The 13624-nt window shown below is 68.0% G+C and carries 17 protein-coding genes and 1 tRNA gene; 12 read left to right on the forward strand and 6 right to left on the reverse strand.

The window, feature by feature from the left end; all coding sequences use genetic code 11:
* The first annotated feature begins 64 nt into the window (after window positions 1-64).
* On the forward strand, window positions 65-889 hold the full coding sequence (locus tag ACZY1G_RS07800) for an LLM class F420-dependent oxidoreductase (protein WP_463822052.1): 825 nt from the start codon (window positions 65-67) through the stop codon (window positions 887-889).
* Window positions 890-895: 6 nt separating this feature from the next.
* On the opposite strand, the gene ACZY1G_RS07805 is transcribed toward ACZY1G_RS07800, so the two are convergent.
* The 3 genes from ACZY1G_RS07805 to ACZY1G_RS07815 are packed head-to-tail and all read right to left on the reverse strand — an operon-like array spanning window position 896 to window position 2383.
* Window positions 896-1165 carry a cytochrome C oxidase subunit IV family protein gene (locus tag ACZY1G_RS07805; RefSeq protein ID WP_463822053.1) on the reverse strand — a complete coding sequence of 90 codons (270 nt, stop codon included), beginning with the start codon at window positions 1163-1165 and terminating at the stop codon, window positions 896-898.
* Between the two features lies 1 nt (window position 1166).
* Complete coding sequence (locus ACZY1G_RS07810) at window positions 1167-1733, reverse strand: cytochrome c oxidase subunit 3 (RefSeq protein ID WP_463815173.1); 567 nt, start codon at window positions 1731-1733, stop codon at window positions 1167-1169.
* Entirely contained in the window at window positions 1730-2383 is a 654-nt protein-coding gene (locus ACZY1G_RS07815) for a hypothetical protein (protein ID WP_463822227.1), read from the reverse strand. The genes ACZY1G_RS07810 and ACZY1G_RS07815 overlap by 4 nt, the downstream gene beginning before the upstream one ends.
* 143 nt (window positions 2384-2526) lie before the next feature.
* Between ACZY1G_RS07815 and ACZY1G_RS07820 the strand changes: the two genes are divergently transcribed.
* The 6 genes from ACZY1G_RS07820 (at window position 2527) to ACZY1G_RS07845 (ending at window position 5749) form a co-directional block, all read left to right on the forward strand.
* Window positions 2527-2599: transfer RNA gene (locus ACZY1G_RS07820), tRNA-Arg, on the forward strand.
* A 123-nt stretch (window positions 2600-2722) separates the two neighbouring features.
* Entirely contained in the window at window positions 2723-3463 is a 741-nt protein-coding gene (locus tag ACZY1G_RS07825; RefSeq protein ID WP_463815170.1) for an SDR family oxidoreductase, read from the forward strand.
* Between the two features lie 54 nt (window positions 3464-3517).
* Window positions 3518-4471, forward strand: a complete 954-nt coding sequence (locus tag ACZY1G_RS07830; protein ID WP_463815169.1) for an AraC family transcriptional regulator — start codon at window positions 3518-3520, stop codon at window positions 4469-4471.
* A gap of 125 nt (window positions 4472-4596) precedes the next feature.
* Window positions 4597-5073: a DUF1772 domain-containing protein gene (locus ACZY1G_RS07835; RefSeq protein ID WP_463822054.1), complete on the forward strand. Its 477-nt coding sequence runs from the start codon at window positions 4597-4599 to the stop codon at window positions 5071-5073.
* A gap of 2 nt (window positions 5074-5075) precedes the next feature.
* Window positions 5076-5375 (forward strand): NIPSNAP domain-containing protein, encoded by a 300-nt coding sequence (locus ACZY1G_RS07840; protein WP_463815167.1) that lies wholly within the window; start codon window positions 5076-5078, stop codon window positions 5373-5375.
* Window positions 5375-5749 carry a DUF4267 domain-containing protein gene (locus ACZY1G_RS07845; RefSeq protein WP_463822228.1) on the forward strand — a complete coding sequence of 125 codons (375 nt, stop codon included), beginning with the start codon at window positions 5375-5377 and terminating at the stop codon, window positions 5747-5749. The genes ACZY1G_RS07840 and ACZY1G_RS07845 overlap by 1 nt, the downstream gene beginning before the upstream one ends.
* Window positions 5750-5753: 4 nt before the next feature.
* On the opposite strand, the gene ACZY1G_RS07850 is transcribed toward ACZY1G_RS07845, so the two are convergent.
* Window positions 5754-6440, reverse strand: coding sequence for a GAF and ANTAR domain-containing protein (locus tag ACZY1G_RS07850; RefSeq protein ID WP_463822055.1), 687 nt, complete (start codon window positions 6438-6440; stop codon window positions 5754-5756).
* Window positions 6441-6636: 196 nt separating this feature from the next.
* Here ACZY1G_RS07850 and ACZY1G_RS07855 point away from each other — a divergent pair, with 196 nt between their 5' ends.
* The 5 genes from ACZY1G_RS07855 to ACZY1G_RS07875 all read left to right on the forward strand — a co-directional run bounded on the left by ACZY1G_RS07855 (window position 6637) and on the right by ACZY1G_RS07875 (window position 11374).
* Complete coding sequence (locus tag ACZY1G_RS07855) at window positions 6637-7854, forward strand: acetyl-CoA acetyltransferase (RefSeq protein ID WP_463822056.1); 1218 nt, start codon at window positions 6637-6639, stop codon at window positions 7852-7854.
* Window positions 7851-9374 carry a carotenoid oxygenase family protein gene (locus tag ACZY1G_RS07860; protein WP_463822057.1) on the forward strand — a complete coding sequence of 508 codons (1524 nt, stop codon included), beginning with the start codon at window positions 7851-7853 and terminating at the stop codon, window positions 9372-9374. The genes ACZY1G_RS07855 and ACZY1G_RS07860 overlap by 4 nt, the downstream gene beginning before the upstream one ends.
* 26 nt (window positions 9375-9400) lie before the next feature.
* Entirely contained in the window at window positions 9401-10252 is an 852-nt protein-coding gene (locus ACZY1G_RS07865) for a winged helix-turn-helix transcriptional regulator (protein WP_463822229.1), read from the forward strand.
* Window positions 10249-10806, forward strand: a complete 558-nt coding sequence (locus tag ACZY1G_RS07870) for an isochorismatase family protein (RefSeq protein WP_463822058.1) — start codon at window positions 10249-10251, stop codon at window positions 10804-10806. The genes ACZY1G_RS07865 and ACZY1G_RS07870 overlap by 4 nt, the downstream gene beginning before the upstream one ends.
* 118 nt (window positions 10807-10924) lie before the next feature.
* Window positions 10925-11374: an Hsp20/alpha crystallin family protein gene (locus ACZY1G_RS07875; RefSeq protein WP_463822059.1), complete on the forward strand. Its 450-nt coding sequence runs from the start codon at window positions 10925-10927 to the stop codon at window positions 11372-11374.
* Window positions 11375-11433: 59 nt separating this feature from the next.
* Here ACZY1G_RS07875 and ACZY1G_RS07880 read toward each other — a convergent pair whose 3' ends face one another.
* Both ACZY1G_RS07880 and ACZY1G_RS07885 read right to left on the reverse strand, forming a co-directional pair.
* A complete protein-coding gene (locus tag ACZY1G_RS07880; protein WP_463822060.1) occupies window positions 11434-12867 on the reverse strand; it encodes a HAMP domain-containing sensor histidine kinase in 1434 nt (477 codons plus the stop codon).
* A complete protein-coding gene (locus ACZY1G_RS07885; RefSeq protein WP_463822061.1) occupies window positions 12864-13556 on the reverse strand; it encodes a response regulator transcription factor in 693 nt (230 codons plus the stop codon). Before ACZY1G_RS07885 ends, ACZY1G_RS07880 begins: the two co-directional genes overlap by 4 nt.
* Between the last annotated feature and the right edge of the window lie 68 nt (window positions 13557-13624).

Below are 13624 nucleotides of genomic sequence, written 5' to 3' on the forward strand. Positions count from 1 at the left end.
GGGAAAGACTGCAGCGTTAGTGCCCCTGCCGGATCCGCTTCAAACCTGTCCCTACGATCGAATCGTGGCCAGAGAATTTCGATTCGGTATCGGCGTCATGCGCGGCACGTCACGCCGCCAGCTGCACGATTTCGCACGTCAGGCCGAGGGCCTGGGCTATGACGTGGTGCACGTGCCGGACCATCTCGGTGGGCCGGCGCCGTTTCCGGTGATGACGACGATCGCGATGGCGACGTCAACGCTGCGCGTCGGCTCGTTCGTCCTCAACGCGGCGTTTTATCGACCGGCGCTTCTGGCACGAGACGTGGCGGCCGTGCGCGACGTCTCCGAGGGCAGGCTCGATCTCGGGCTGGGCACCGGCTACGTCAAGGAAGAGTTCGATGCTGCAGGCATCCCGTTCCCGAGTGCCGGCGCACGGGTCGAGCACCTGCGCGACACGTGCGCATATCTGGCCGAGCACCTTCCCGATGTGCCGATCATGATCGCCGGCAACGGCGATCGGGTGTTGCGGCTCGCGGCCCGGGTCGCCGACATCGTCGGGCTCACCGGGGGCGATCGGGCGGCGGGTGCCGACGAGGATCCGCTGGCGGACCGGATCGCGTTCGTGCGTGACGCCGCCGGTGATCGCTTCGATGCGCTGGAGTTGAACATCGCGATCACCGCGATGCCGCTGGACGGTTCGGGCATGCCCGACCTGACCATCCCGAGACACTTCCTGCCCGATCTCTCCGATGACGAGCTGCTGCGCCATCCGGGTGTGCTGTCGGGGTCCGCGGCCGAGATGGCCGATCGCATTCGCGGCTACCGGGACCGGTACGGCATCACCTACGTCACGGTTCAGGACAGGCACGCCGAAGCCTTCGGCGAGGTCATCGCGCTGCTGAAATAGGTTGCGCTACCACCACAGATAGAGCGCCGAGAGCAGCGCCCACATCCCGACGCAGTACGCCTCGAACGCGGCACGCAACGGGATCGGCGCCTGCCGCAGCTCCATGAAGTCGAGGCCGACGAGACGCACCTTGATCGCCGCGATGGCCAGCACGAGCACGCCGACGGCCGAACCGGTGCCGTGGTCGGCGCCGACCACCCAGGACACGATAGTGGCGGCGACGAGTATCAACCAGGTGAGCCCGGCGCGGTTCTTGAGCAACTGCAGGACCGTCATCTCAGCTCACCAGATAGAGCAGCGCGAACAGGAAGATCCACAGCAGGTCCACCAGATGCCAGAAGCACGCGGCGCCTTCCACCAATGCCGTACGCGTGACGCTGAGGTCGGTGCGTCGGGTCTGGGTGAGCAGGAATGTCAGGGCACCGAGTCCGAGGCAGACGTGGAACAGATGCAGGCCGGTGAGGATGACGTAGTAGAGGTAGAAGTGGTTGGCGCCCGGGCCGTGCCCCGCCGATGCGAGCAGGACGTATTCGGTCACCTTGAGAGCGATGAAAACCAGGCCGCAGCCGATGGCCGCGCCGGCCGCCCGGGTGGCGATGGCGTGCCGGCCGGCGCGCATCGCCCCCAGGGCGAGCACGACACACAGCGAGCTGGTCAACAGCACGAGCGTGTTGGTGACGCCGATCCCGATGTGCAGAGTGGTACGCGCTTCGTCGAAAACCGCTGGCGCTGTTGCGCGTTCGACAAGGAAGGTGACGAAGAAGGCGCCGAAGACGGCCATGTCGCCGAACAAGAAGACCCAGGTGCCGCTCTCGGCGGGCACCCGGCGGGCGGTGGTCGTCACCCCGACAGTGCCCGCTGCGTGGTGATCGATCTCAGGATCACCGCGGTGGTCGCGAACAACCAGACGACGAGCACGAGTCCGGGGATGTAGAACGCGAACACCCCGTTCCACGCGAGCGGGCCGTCGTTGAACACGACGACGACGCAGCCCGGCAGTGAGAGGGTGGCCACCCAGAGGTTGAGATAGCCGTACCAGCGCGGAAAGGTCGGGGTGTCGGCCTGATCGGTGAACGACGCGATGGCCAGCGTGATGTTCTGCACGATGATGGTGCCGACGATGCCGATGAACCACAGCCAGAAGACGTCATTGAGTGCCTGGGTGAGTTCGGCGGACCGCTCTTCGGGCCGGAACGCGGCCACACCGAGGAAGAACTGCGGGAAGACCAGCGCCGGCACGAACACGGTGGCGGCCATCAGTTGGGTCATCGTCAGCATGCCCCAGCCGCCCTCGGCACGTTTGATGCGCAGCACGATAGCCGCGAGGAACGGCAGCGCCAGTGCCGCGCTGAGCAGCGCCCCGGAGACGCCGAAGCGGATCCAGAGTTTGTGGTCGACGAAGAAGGCGGCGATCTCGTCGGCGGGCGCGGCGGGCGACAGTGGCGGGAAAAGCTGCGCGACGCCGGAGAAGCTGGCGCCGTAGAGAACGATCATGATGCTGCCCGACCAGGCGCCGATGCGTTGCAGTGTCAGCTCCACGCTGGGCACGCTACCGGCGCCGTTCTCTAGTTTTGTCACTTTTGCCATATCGCGCAGACTGGGGTTCAGCGGCTGTCGACCGGTAAGCTCCCAGCGTCGCCCCCGTAGCTCAGGGGATAGAGCACGGCTCTCCTAAAGCCGGTGTCGCAGGTTCGAATCCTGCCGGGGGCACGCTGTGTATGCATGGCGTCGGCTGATGCTTGACGGTCGCTGTGGCTGACGCAAGACGATCGCGAAGCTCTTCAAGACGGGACGGCGTTGTCCACCTCGCCTGCGCTCAATAGCTTCTCCTTCATGACCTCAGCGCTCATCACCGGCTGCTCCTCGGGCTACGGCCTCGCCACTGCGAAGAAATTCCTCGACCAGGGATGGAACGTCGTCGCCACCATGCGAACACCACGTCACGGCGTGCTGCCGGCCTCGGACCGGCTGCGGATCGTCGCACTCGACGTCACCAACCCGGACAGCATCGCGAACGCGATCCAGGCCGCGGGTCCGATCGACGTCCTGGTCAACAACGCAGGGATCGGCGGGATCGGCCCCTTCGAGTCGACCCCCATGGAGACCACGCGAGAACTGTTCGACACCAACACCTTCGGCGTCATGGCGGTAACGCAGGCCGTGGTGCCACAGATGCGGGAACGCCGCTCGGGCGTCATCGTCAACGTCACCTCCAGCACCACACTGGCGGCAATGCCATTGGCCGCTGTCTACACCGCGAGCAAGTCCGCAATCGAGGGCTTCTCCGGGTCACTGGCTTTGGAGCTGGGGTACTTCGGCGTTCGGGTCAAGCTCGTCGAGCCCGGCTACGGTCCATCGACGGCGTTCACCAGCAACGGCGCCGACCGCATGAGTCGCACCCCCGAGGACTACCTGCCCTTCACCACCCCCATCATGGAGGCGTTCGGTCAGCCTGGTGAGGTGACCACCCCCGGTGACGTCGCCGACGTGGTGTTCACCGCCGCAACGGACACATCGGATCAGCTGCGCTTCCCCGCAGGACCCGATGCAGTGGCATTGGCGCAATCGGCCTGATGTCCTCGCTTCGGACGTCGGCGGCCGAGGAGTCGCCGCGCTAGCGTCTGCGGCATGGGCGACACCGAACCGATGGAGGAGTTGATGTCGCTGCTGCGCCCGGAAGCAGTCCTGGCCAAGGTCATCAGCGGCGACGGCCAGTGGGGCGTCCGGAAGCCACGTTACGGCGACCCCGCGTTCTGTCTCATGCTCGAGGGATCGTGCCTGCTGGAGCCCGCCGGTCTCGACGAGATCGAACTGCAGCGTGGCGATTTCCTACTCTTCCCTCAAACGCCCGAATTCACGATGCGCAGCCACCAGGACGCGCCCGCCGTGTTCTCGCCGCTCGATCACTCACGCGACACCCACCACGGCGACTCCTCCGCGCCGATCACCATGCGCATGCTCGGCGGCTACTTCCGCTTCGACCCGGCTAGCGCCTCGCTGCTGGTCGCTCTCCTTCCACCGGTGATCGTGGTGCGCGGGGGCCAGCCCGGAGCGGCCCGGCTGACTCGCCTGGTCGAGCTGATCACCGAGGAAGCAGACACCGACGGACCCAGTCGTGACGTGATCCTCAAGCGTCTCGTCGAGGTGCTCGTCATCGAGGCCGCCCGGCTCCCTGGCGCACCAGAGCTGGGCAGCCGTGGCCGGGGGTTGATCGCCGGCCTCGCCGACCCGGTGCTCGCCCCGGCACTGCGCGCACTGCACGCGGACGTCGCCCGCGGCTGGACAGTCGAGCACCTCGCCCGCGTGGCCGCGGTGTCGCGCTCAGTGTTTGCGCAAAGATTCACCGGGACAGTGGGTTTGACGCCCATGCAGTACCTCCTCGAGTGGCGGGTGGCCTTGGCGAAGGATCTGCTGCGGACCGATCGCGCTACCGTCGCGCGCGTGGCTCAAGTGGTCGGCTACCAGTCGGCGACCGCCTTCACGACGGCGTTCGCACGAGTGGCAGGGTGCTCGCCCTCGGAGTACGCCCGCCTATCCGCCGCAGGGTCGGACGCCAGGCGGCCCGAGCGTCTCGAGGCTTGACCTGGAGCCGTGGGGCATGCGGTTGCCTGGAAGTTAGCGGCGCTTCACGGGAATAGCACTGCTATTGCTGACGTTCGCTGTAAGGGTTAGCGTCGCTAACACCTTACTCGAACGAGGGAGTCCCGATGGACCTCGACCTGTTGATCCGCATCGCGGCGATCGTCACGGCGCTCGGCACCGGCGTCGTGTACGGCACCGATGTGTTCTGCGCGATGGTGATGCGCCCGGCACTGGCACACGTCGGCGATGACGCCCTCGTGGCCGTCATGGGCCAGGTACACCGCTACGGAGACCGCCGCATGCCCGCGCCCGGGGTGCTCGGCATCGTCGGCGCGCTGGTCGCCACCGTCACCGCCGCGGTGACGGCCCACTGGACGCAGGCCGTCGCCGCAGGCATCGCCACGGCGGCTCTGCTGATCTGGCTTCTGCTCTACACCCGACTCAGCGCGCCCATCAACCGTCAACTCGCCGAAGCCGCCGACGTCGGCCGCACACCCACGAACAGCCGTGCGCTGCAAGCAAAGTGGGACTCCATCATCACCGCCCGCGCCACCTTGCAAGGCGTGGCCGTGGCCGCGGCGTGCCTCGCCCTACTGAGCTGATCATGTTCCAGCTCAGGACCTACACGCTGCGTTCACCCGAGGCGCTGCATCGCTACGCCGATGTGCACTGGCAACGCCACCTCACCACCTTCGCGTCCTTCGGCGTCACCACCCACGCCGTGTGGACCGACCCAGGCTCCCGCCGACTGTTCGCCGTCGTCTCCTATCCGTCGGGCGCCGACCCCGATGAGGTCACCCACCGGGTCATGGCGAGCCTCGAGTTCGCGGCCGACATGGCCGGTTTCGACATCACCGACATCCTCGCTGTACACACCACCCTTCTCGACCAGGAGACCTCGTGATCATCACCATCGGCTACGTCCTCGCCGGCCTTCTCGCCGTCGCCATCATCGCCATCGGCGTCAGATTTCTCGTCGCCCCGACCGTGGCCGCCGCGGGCTACGGCGTGCCCCTGGAGATCGACCGGCCCGGCGCTCGCGCCTACCTGAGCGTGAAGGGCATTCGCGACATCGCCACCGGGGTCATCGTCATCGTGCTGATGCTCGCTCACGCCACCCACCCCGTCGGCTGGGTCATTCTGGCCGCCACGATCATCCCCCTCGGCGACGCCCTGGTCGTGATCGGCAACCGCGGACCCCGGTCCATCGCCTACGGGGTGCACGGCGGCACCGCCGCGGTCATGCTCGTGACCAGCGCCCTGCTGATCGGCGGGTGAACCCTCAGTTGCCCCGGGTTTCGATCACGCGCTCGGCGATGTCGGTCAGCTTGGTGTTGCTGTCCTGCGAGAGCCGGCGCAGCATGTCGAAAGCCGCGACGTCGTCGACGTTGTAGCGCTCCATGATGATGCCCTTGGCCTGACCGATGCGATCACGCGTGGACAGCGCCGACTGCAGCTGCTCGTGATGGCGGCTGGCGAGGATCGCGGCGGCGGCGTGTGCCGCCAGGACCGCACCGATGTTCTCGTCGGCGGCGTCGAATGCATTCGGTTCGACCGCGAACAGGTTCAGCGCCCCGGCGGTCTGCGAGCTGGTGTAGAGCTTGAACGACAGACCGCTGCGTACGCCCAACTCCACGGCGGCCGCCGAATAGCGGGGCCAGCGGGATTCGGTAGCGAAGTCGTCGGAGCGCACGATGGTCTCCTCGAGAGCGGCCTCCAGGCACGGCCCTTCGCTGTACTTCATCTGCAGCCGGTCCAGCTCGTTCGGCAACTCGGAGGTGCCGGCGACGGACTCGAAGCGGCCCGCTTTGCCGACGAACAGGATGCCGGCAGCGTCGGTACCGGGAATCAGTTCCAGCACCTCGCGGGTGACATCGGACAGCACGTCTTCGACGCTGCGCGGCGAGGCGACCGCCCGAGCGAGCTCGGCCATCCGCTGCGCCAGGTCGCGGTTGGTCGAACCGCTCATGACCTCGTGAACTCCTTCATCGAAAGGAACCGTACACCGCGCGGGGTTTGCGGTGCGGGTGTGCGGGCAATGCAGGGCCGCAGACAGGGGTGTCGGTCGACCGAGACGTCTGTCAGGTCTCGTCGGTTCAGACAGGCAGCCGACGAGACCGCTTAGACCCTGTCACTCTGCTAAGTGAAGTAGTAGCGTCACGCGAGTGAGCACAGCCGGCGTCTGGATCCTGGGCGGCTACCAGAGCGACTTCGCACGCAACCTCGAACGGGAAGGGTCCAACTTCGCCGCACTCACGGCGGAGGTCGTCGATGCGACACTGACCGCCGCCCGGGTCGACGCGACCGACATCGGCGTCGTCCACGTGGCCAATGCATTCGGTGAGCTGTTCGCGCGCCAAGGCCACCTCGGCGCGATGCCGGCAACGGTGTGCGACGGCCTGTGGGACACCCCCGCCACCCGGCACGAGGCCGCCTGCGCCTCCGGCAGCGTCGCCACCCTGTCCGCCGTCGCCGATCTGCGGTCCGGCGCCTACGACAGTGCGCTCGTGATCGGCGTCGAACTGGAGAAGACCGTGCCCGGTGACACCGCGACGGCCATCCTCGGCACCGCGGCGTGGACGGGCCACGAAGGCGCCGACGCGAAATACATGTGGCCGCACATGTTCGACGTCGTCGCCGCCGAATACAACCGCCGCTACGGGCTCGACGACGCCCATCTGCGTGCCATCGCCGAGCGCAACTTCGCCAACGCGCAGACCAACCCGAACGCCCAGACCCGGTCCTGGGCCGTGCCGCAGCCGCTCACGGCCGACGACGTCAGCAACCCGCGCGTCGAGGGCAGGCTGCGCCGCTTCGACTGCAGCCAGATCACCGATGGGGGCGCCGGCATCGTCCTGGTCACCGACGGCTGGCTGCGCGCACATCCTGGCGCACACCCGCTGGCCCGCATCGACGGCTGGGGCCACCGCACCGTCGGCCTCGGACTGAATCAGAAGCTGCAGCGGTCCGCACAGTCGCCCTATGTGCTGCCCCACGTGCGCGCGGCCGTTCACGACGCCTTCGACCGAGCCCACCTCACCCTCGACGACATCGACGGCTTCGAGGTCCACGACTGCTTCACCCCCAGCGAGTACCTCGCCATCGACCACATCGGACTGACCGAGCCGGGACAGTCGTGGCAGGCCATCGAGAGCGGCGACATCGACCCCGACGGTCGGTGCCCGATCAACCCCAGTGGTGGGCTCATCGGCGGCGGCCACCCCGTTGGCGCCTCGGGAGTCAGGATGCTCCTCGACGCCGCCCGTCAGGTGAGCGGTACCGCCGACGGCTATCAGGTCGACGGCGCAACCACGTTCGGCACCCTCAACTTCGGTGGCAGCACGGCCACCACCGTCAGCTTCGTCGTCGGGAGTCACTCATGAATCTGCGCACCCATCCCGAAGTGGTCGCCTCCTTCTTGTCCACGCTGCCGCCGGACGACGACCACCCCTATCGCACCGGCCCCTGGCGACCGCAGACCACCGAGTGGGACAGCGACGATCTCGAGGTCGTCGCCGGCACCATTCCCGACGACCTCGACGGGGCGTACCTGCGCAACACCGAGAACCCGCTGCATCCGGCACTCAAGAACTACCACCCGTTCGACGGTGACGGCATGCTGCACATCGTCGGCTTCCGGGACGGAAAGGCGTTCTACCGCAACCGCTTCGTCCGCACCGACGGGTTCCTCGCCGAGAACGAGGCGGGCGGGCCGCTGTGGCCGGGCATCGCCGAGCCGGTCGAACTCGCCCGCCGTGACTATGGCTGGGGTGCACGGACATTGATGAAGGATGCGTCGTCGACCGATGTGGTCGTGCATCGCGGGGTGGCGCTGACAAGCCACTACCAGTGCGGCGATCTCTATCGCATCGATCCGTGCACCGGCGATGCGCTGGGCAAGGAGGACTGGAACGGCGGCTTCCCACGCGAGTGGGGAGTGTCCGCGCACCCCAAGGTCGACGGCGATGAACTGCTGTACTTCAGCTACAGCAAGCAGGCGCCCTACCTGCGCTACGGCGTGGTCAGCGGCGCGGGCGACGTGGTGCACACCGTCGACGTCGGACTCCCCGGTCCGCGGCTGCCCCACGACATGGCGTTCACCGAGAACTACGTGATCCTCAACGACTTTCCGCTGTTCTGGGACGCCGCGCTGCTCGAGCACAATGTGCATCTGCCGCGCTTCCACCGCGACACCCCGTCGCGGTTCGCGGTCATCCCGCGTCGCGGCGACGCCTCCCAGATCCGGTGGTTCGAGGCCGACCCCACCTACGTTCTGCATTTCCCCAACGCCTACGAAGACGGCGACGAGATCGTGCTCGACGGGTTCTTTCAGGGCGATCCCGAACCGGCCGACAACGGGATGGGCAACAAGTGGCAGCGTGCCTTCCGGTTCCTCGCACTCGACCGGATGCAGGCCCGGCTGCACCGCTGGCGGTTCAACCTCGTGACAGGCGAGGTCCGTGAGGAGCAATTGACCGACAGCATCAGCGAATTCGGCATGATCAACCCCAACCACGCCGGTCGCGCGCACCGCTACACCTACGCCGCGACGGGCAAGCCCTCCTGGTTCCTGTTCGACGGGCTGCTCAAGCACGACCTGCACACCGGCCGCGAGGAGCGCTTCGCCTTCGACGAGGGCGTCTACGGCAGCGAGACCGCGATGGCGCCCCGCCCGGGTGGGACCGCCGAAGACGACGGTTACCTCATCACGTTGACCACCGACATGAACGCCGACGCGTCGTACTGTCTGGTGTTCGACGCGGCCCGGGTCGCCGACGGACCGGTCTGCACACTCGCACTGCCCGAACGGATCTCGAGCGGCACCCACTCGACGTGGGCGGCGGGGTCGGAGTTGCCGCGGTGGCGCGACGAAGATTCTGCGGCCGCCGCGATCGGGTTGTGATCGACGCCCCGAACGCCGTCGCGCGGATGCTGGGCGTCCTCGGCGACGAGTGGAGCCTGCTGATCATCCAGCAGACGCTGCTCGGCGCCACCCGCTACGGCGACTTCGTCGACGCGCTTCCCGTGTCCCATGCCGTCCTGTCGGGGCGCCTCCGCGCGCTGGTCGACGAAGAGCTGTTGGACCGGCGCGAGTATCGGACCCGTCCGACTCGTGTCGAGTACACGTCCACGGCAAAGAGCCGTTCCCTGTGGCCGATGCTGACATCGATCTGGGAGTGGGAGCGCAGCTGGGTGACTGATCATCCGCGGCCTCTGCCCGCGATGCGCCACACGTCCTGCGGGTCGCTGTTCGCACCGAGACTGGCGTGCCGGGCGTGCGATGCGGCCGTCGCCTCGGAGAAAGAGCTTGTGGCGCAGTGGGGTCCGAGCGGTGGCTGGCAGCGTTCGGTGCCCTTGACCTCGAATCGCCGCCGCTCGCCCGACCGGCGCTCCGGGGTTCTGTTCCCGCAGACGATGACCGTCATCGGCGACCGCTGGGGGTTCGCACTGCTGGTGGCGGCGTTCGTCGGCATCGGCAGGTTCACCGACTTCCACGCCGAGCTCGGCGCACCGCCGGCTACGATCTCCGGCCGGTTGTCCGTGTTCACCGCCGAAGGGATTCTGCACACGGTCGCGGGCCGTTACCTGCTGACAGACAAGGGCCGCGCACTGCTCCCCGTCCTCGTGTGCGCACTGGCGTGGGCGCAGCGCTGGTACCCCGATCCCGACGGACCGGCCGTCCGCGTCACCCACGTCTCGTGCGGGCGAAGGTTCCATCCGCGGCTCATCTGCGACCAGTGCCTCGAACCGCTGCGCGGTGCGCAGATAATGACGTCATGACCACATTCGCGGACCGGACGGCGACGGCGCTTCTCGTCGTCGACGTACAGAACGACGTCGTCGACGGCGCGTTCCGACGAGATGCCGTGGTGGCCAACATCGCCCGGCTGGTCGAGCAGGCACGCCGGGAGGAGGTTGCTGTCGTGTGGGTGAGACACCATGACGACGAGCTGCGCCACGGCAGCGACGGCTGGGAGATCGTGCCGGAGCTCTCCCCCGCCGACGGCGAACCCGTCATCGACAAGACCTACGGCGACGCGTTCGAAGCGACCCCGCTGGAACACACCCTGGCCGACCGCAGCGTCGGCCGACTGATCGTCGTCGGCGCGGAAACCGATGCGTGCGTGCGCAGTACGTTGCACGGCGCCTTCGTCAGGGGTTATGACGTCACCCTCGTCGCCGATGCTCACACCGCAGGTGACAAGACGACGTGGGGCGCTCCGCCCGTGCCCGCCGTCATCGACCACACGAATCTCTACTGGTCTTTTCAGGCCGCGCCGGGACGCGTCGCCGCGGTCACCGCGACCGACGCTGTCGCGTTCGCCGACAGCTGACACAACCGGCGAAAACTTCTTGGCACTCTCCGGTGTCGAGTGCTAATCTCGGCGGTGCACAGTGATTTGGTCGCCCGCCAGGGTGGCGGGCTCTGGACGACATAGGAGGTGGATTGCTGTGCTTCGCTTTGATCCGTTCAGTGACCTTGATTCTCTGACCCGGGGCTTGCTGACCAGCCAGACCGGATCAAACCGTGTCCCGCGCTTCATGCCGATGGACCTCTGCAAGATCGACGACCACTACGTGCTGACCGCCGACCTGCCCGGTGTCGACCCGGGGTCGGTCGACGTGAACGTCGACAACGGCACGCTGACCATCTCTGCTCATCGCACAGCACGCTCCGACGAGTCGGCGCAGTGGCTGGCCAACGAGCGGTTCTTCGGCGGCTATCGCCGGCAGCTCTCCCTCGGCGACGGGATCGACACCAGCGCGATCTCGGCGACCTACGAGAACGGCGTGCTGACGGTGACGATCCCGGTCGCCGAGAAGGCCAAGCCGCGAAAGGTGGAGATCCAGCACGCCGGCGCGCAGACATCCATCGAGGCGACCACCGTCGACGCAAACTAGTACCAACTGACAACGCTTGCGGTTCAACCGAATTCATCCGGTTGGACCGCACGTTGGTGTCACCGTCGCGGCAGCGTCAGAACGAACCGCGCCCCGGGACGGTGCACCACGTTGACCAGATCCCCGCCGTGCGCCCGAGCCAGGGCTCGGGCTATCGGCAGGCCCAGCCCTGCGCCTCCGCGGTCGCGATCGCGGGCCTCGTCGAGACGGACCAACCGCTCGAAGATCCGCTCCCGCTGATCATCCGGCACGCCCGGACCGGTGTCGGTGACGGTCAGCACCGCCCGATCACCCGCAGTGCGGACGTCGATGTCGATCACCCCGCCCGCCGGGGTGTGCCTGCGGGCGTTGTCGACGACGTTGGCGAGGATCTGCGCGATGCGCATGGCGTCGGCGACGATCGGCAGCGCAGCCTCACCGCTGCGCCGGATCTGCAGACCGGGAGCCAGCACCGCGCTGCGATCGCGCTCGGCGTCGGCGAGTGCCACCAGATCGCATGGCCGCCGGTCGAGCGGTGAGCCGGCATCGATACGGCTCAGGTCGAGCATGTCGGCGACCAGCCTGCCCGCTCGGCGTGCCTCGTTGAGGACCAGTTCGGCCCGGTGACGCTGGCGGGCCGACTCGGGGTCGTCGTACTGGACAGCCGAGGACACGAGTTGATCTGCGGCAGCGTGTATGCCGGCGATGGGGGTGCGGAGTTCGTGGGCGGCATCGGCCAGGAACCGGCGGGTGGCGGCTTCTGCCTGCGCGGCGGCCTGCGCCGACTGGTGGGCGCGATTCTCCGAGTACTGCAGCGCATCCACCATGGTGTCGAATGCTGCTGCGGCACGGCCGAGTTCGGTGCCGGGACGGTCCGGCCGCACCCGCCTGCCGCGGTCGCCGGCGGCGATCGACTCGGCGACCTGGGTCAGGCGTGTCAGGGGCAGCATCGTGGCGCGGGCGATCAGCAGCACGCCGAGCGCGGTGACCAGCAGCACGGCGATGCCCGCGACCACCATGAGGATGCGCAACTGCCGCAGCAGAGCCGAGGTGGCGGTCGTGTCGGCCACCAGGATGAGCCGGCTGCCGTCCGGTAACCGATGGTCGATCACCGTCGCGGTGGCGTCCGGCGGCGGGGGCGGGCGGCGAGCACCCGGCGGACCCGGCCCATGATCACGGCCGGGAGGCCCCGGTGGCGGTGGCGGCGGGACGTCCTCTCCGATCGTCGTGTCGGGGTCGATCGCGGGATCTCCGTACCGCTCGCCGTCGGCGGCGAAGACCGCGGCCCGGATGCCGCCACCGTTGACCTCGTCGACCCACTGCGACGGCGGCACTCCGGCACGGGCCAGCGCATCGACACGTGTGACACCGGCCTGCAGGCGGTTGTTGAGGTCTCGTCGGGCCTGAGCGCCGATCGATACGTCGACGACGACGCCGAGCACCACGAGAAGGACGGTGAGGAACACCAGGACGGCGATCACCACGCGTCGCTGCAGCGACGGTGTCGCCGTCATCGGGCCTGCAACCGGTAGCCGATGCCGCGCACGGTGTGCAGGATTCGCGGCCCGTGCGCCTCCATCTTGCGCCGCAGGCTGCTGATGTGGACGTGCACCAGGTTGTCGTCGTAGGAGGCGTAACCCCAGACGGCGTTGAGGATCTGGTGCGCGCTGACGATGCGGCCGCGTTGATCGAGAAGGAAGTCCAGGAGGCGGAATTCGGTGGCGGTCAGATCGAGGGGGACGCCGGCGCGCGAGGCGATGCCGGCACCGCGGTCGACGACGAGGTCGCCGGTCTGCACGGTCGCCGGCAGGCGCCCGCGGCGGCGCAGAACGGCGCCGACCCGGGACACGAGTTCTGGCACCTCGAACGGTTTGACGACGTAATCGTCGGCGCCGCCGTCGAGGCCGCGTAACCGATCGGTGAGACCGTCGCGCGCGGTCAGCATGATCAGCCCCACGTCGCCCCACTGACGGACGACGTCGGCCAGCGCGAAACCGTCCCGGCCGGGCAGCATGATGTCCACGATCACCAGGTCCGGCCGGTAGCCGTCGAGTGCCGCCTCCAGATCGTCGCCGTCGACGCGGCCGTCGGCGGCGTACCCGGCCGACACGAGCGCGTCGACCACCATCTCACGGATGGCCGGGGAGTCCTCGACCACGAGCACCCGGGCAGCGGCACGATCGGTGTCTGTGGTGGCGCCCATGGGTCCATTCTGGCCGGTGCTCTCTGAAGACCGTCTGAAGAAACCACCGTGGCCGCCGCTCTTCAGGT

The organism is Mycobacterium sp. IDUB_5 (assembly GCF_055419565.1).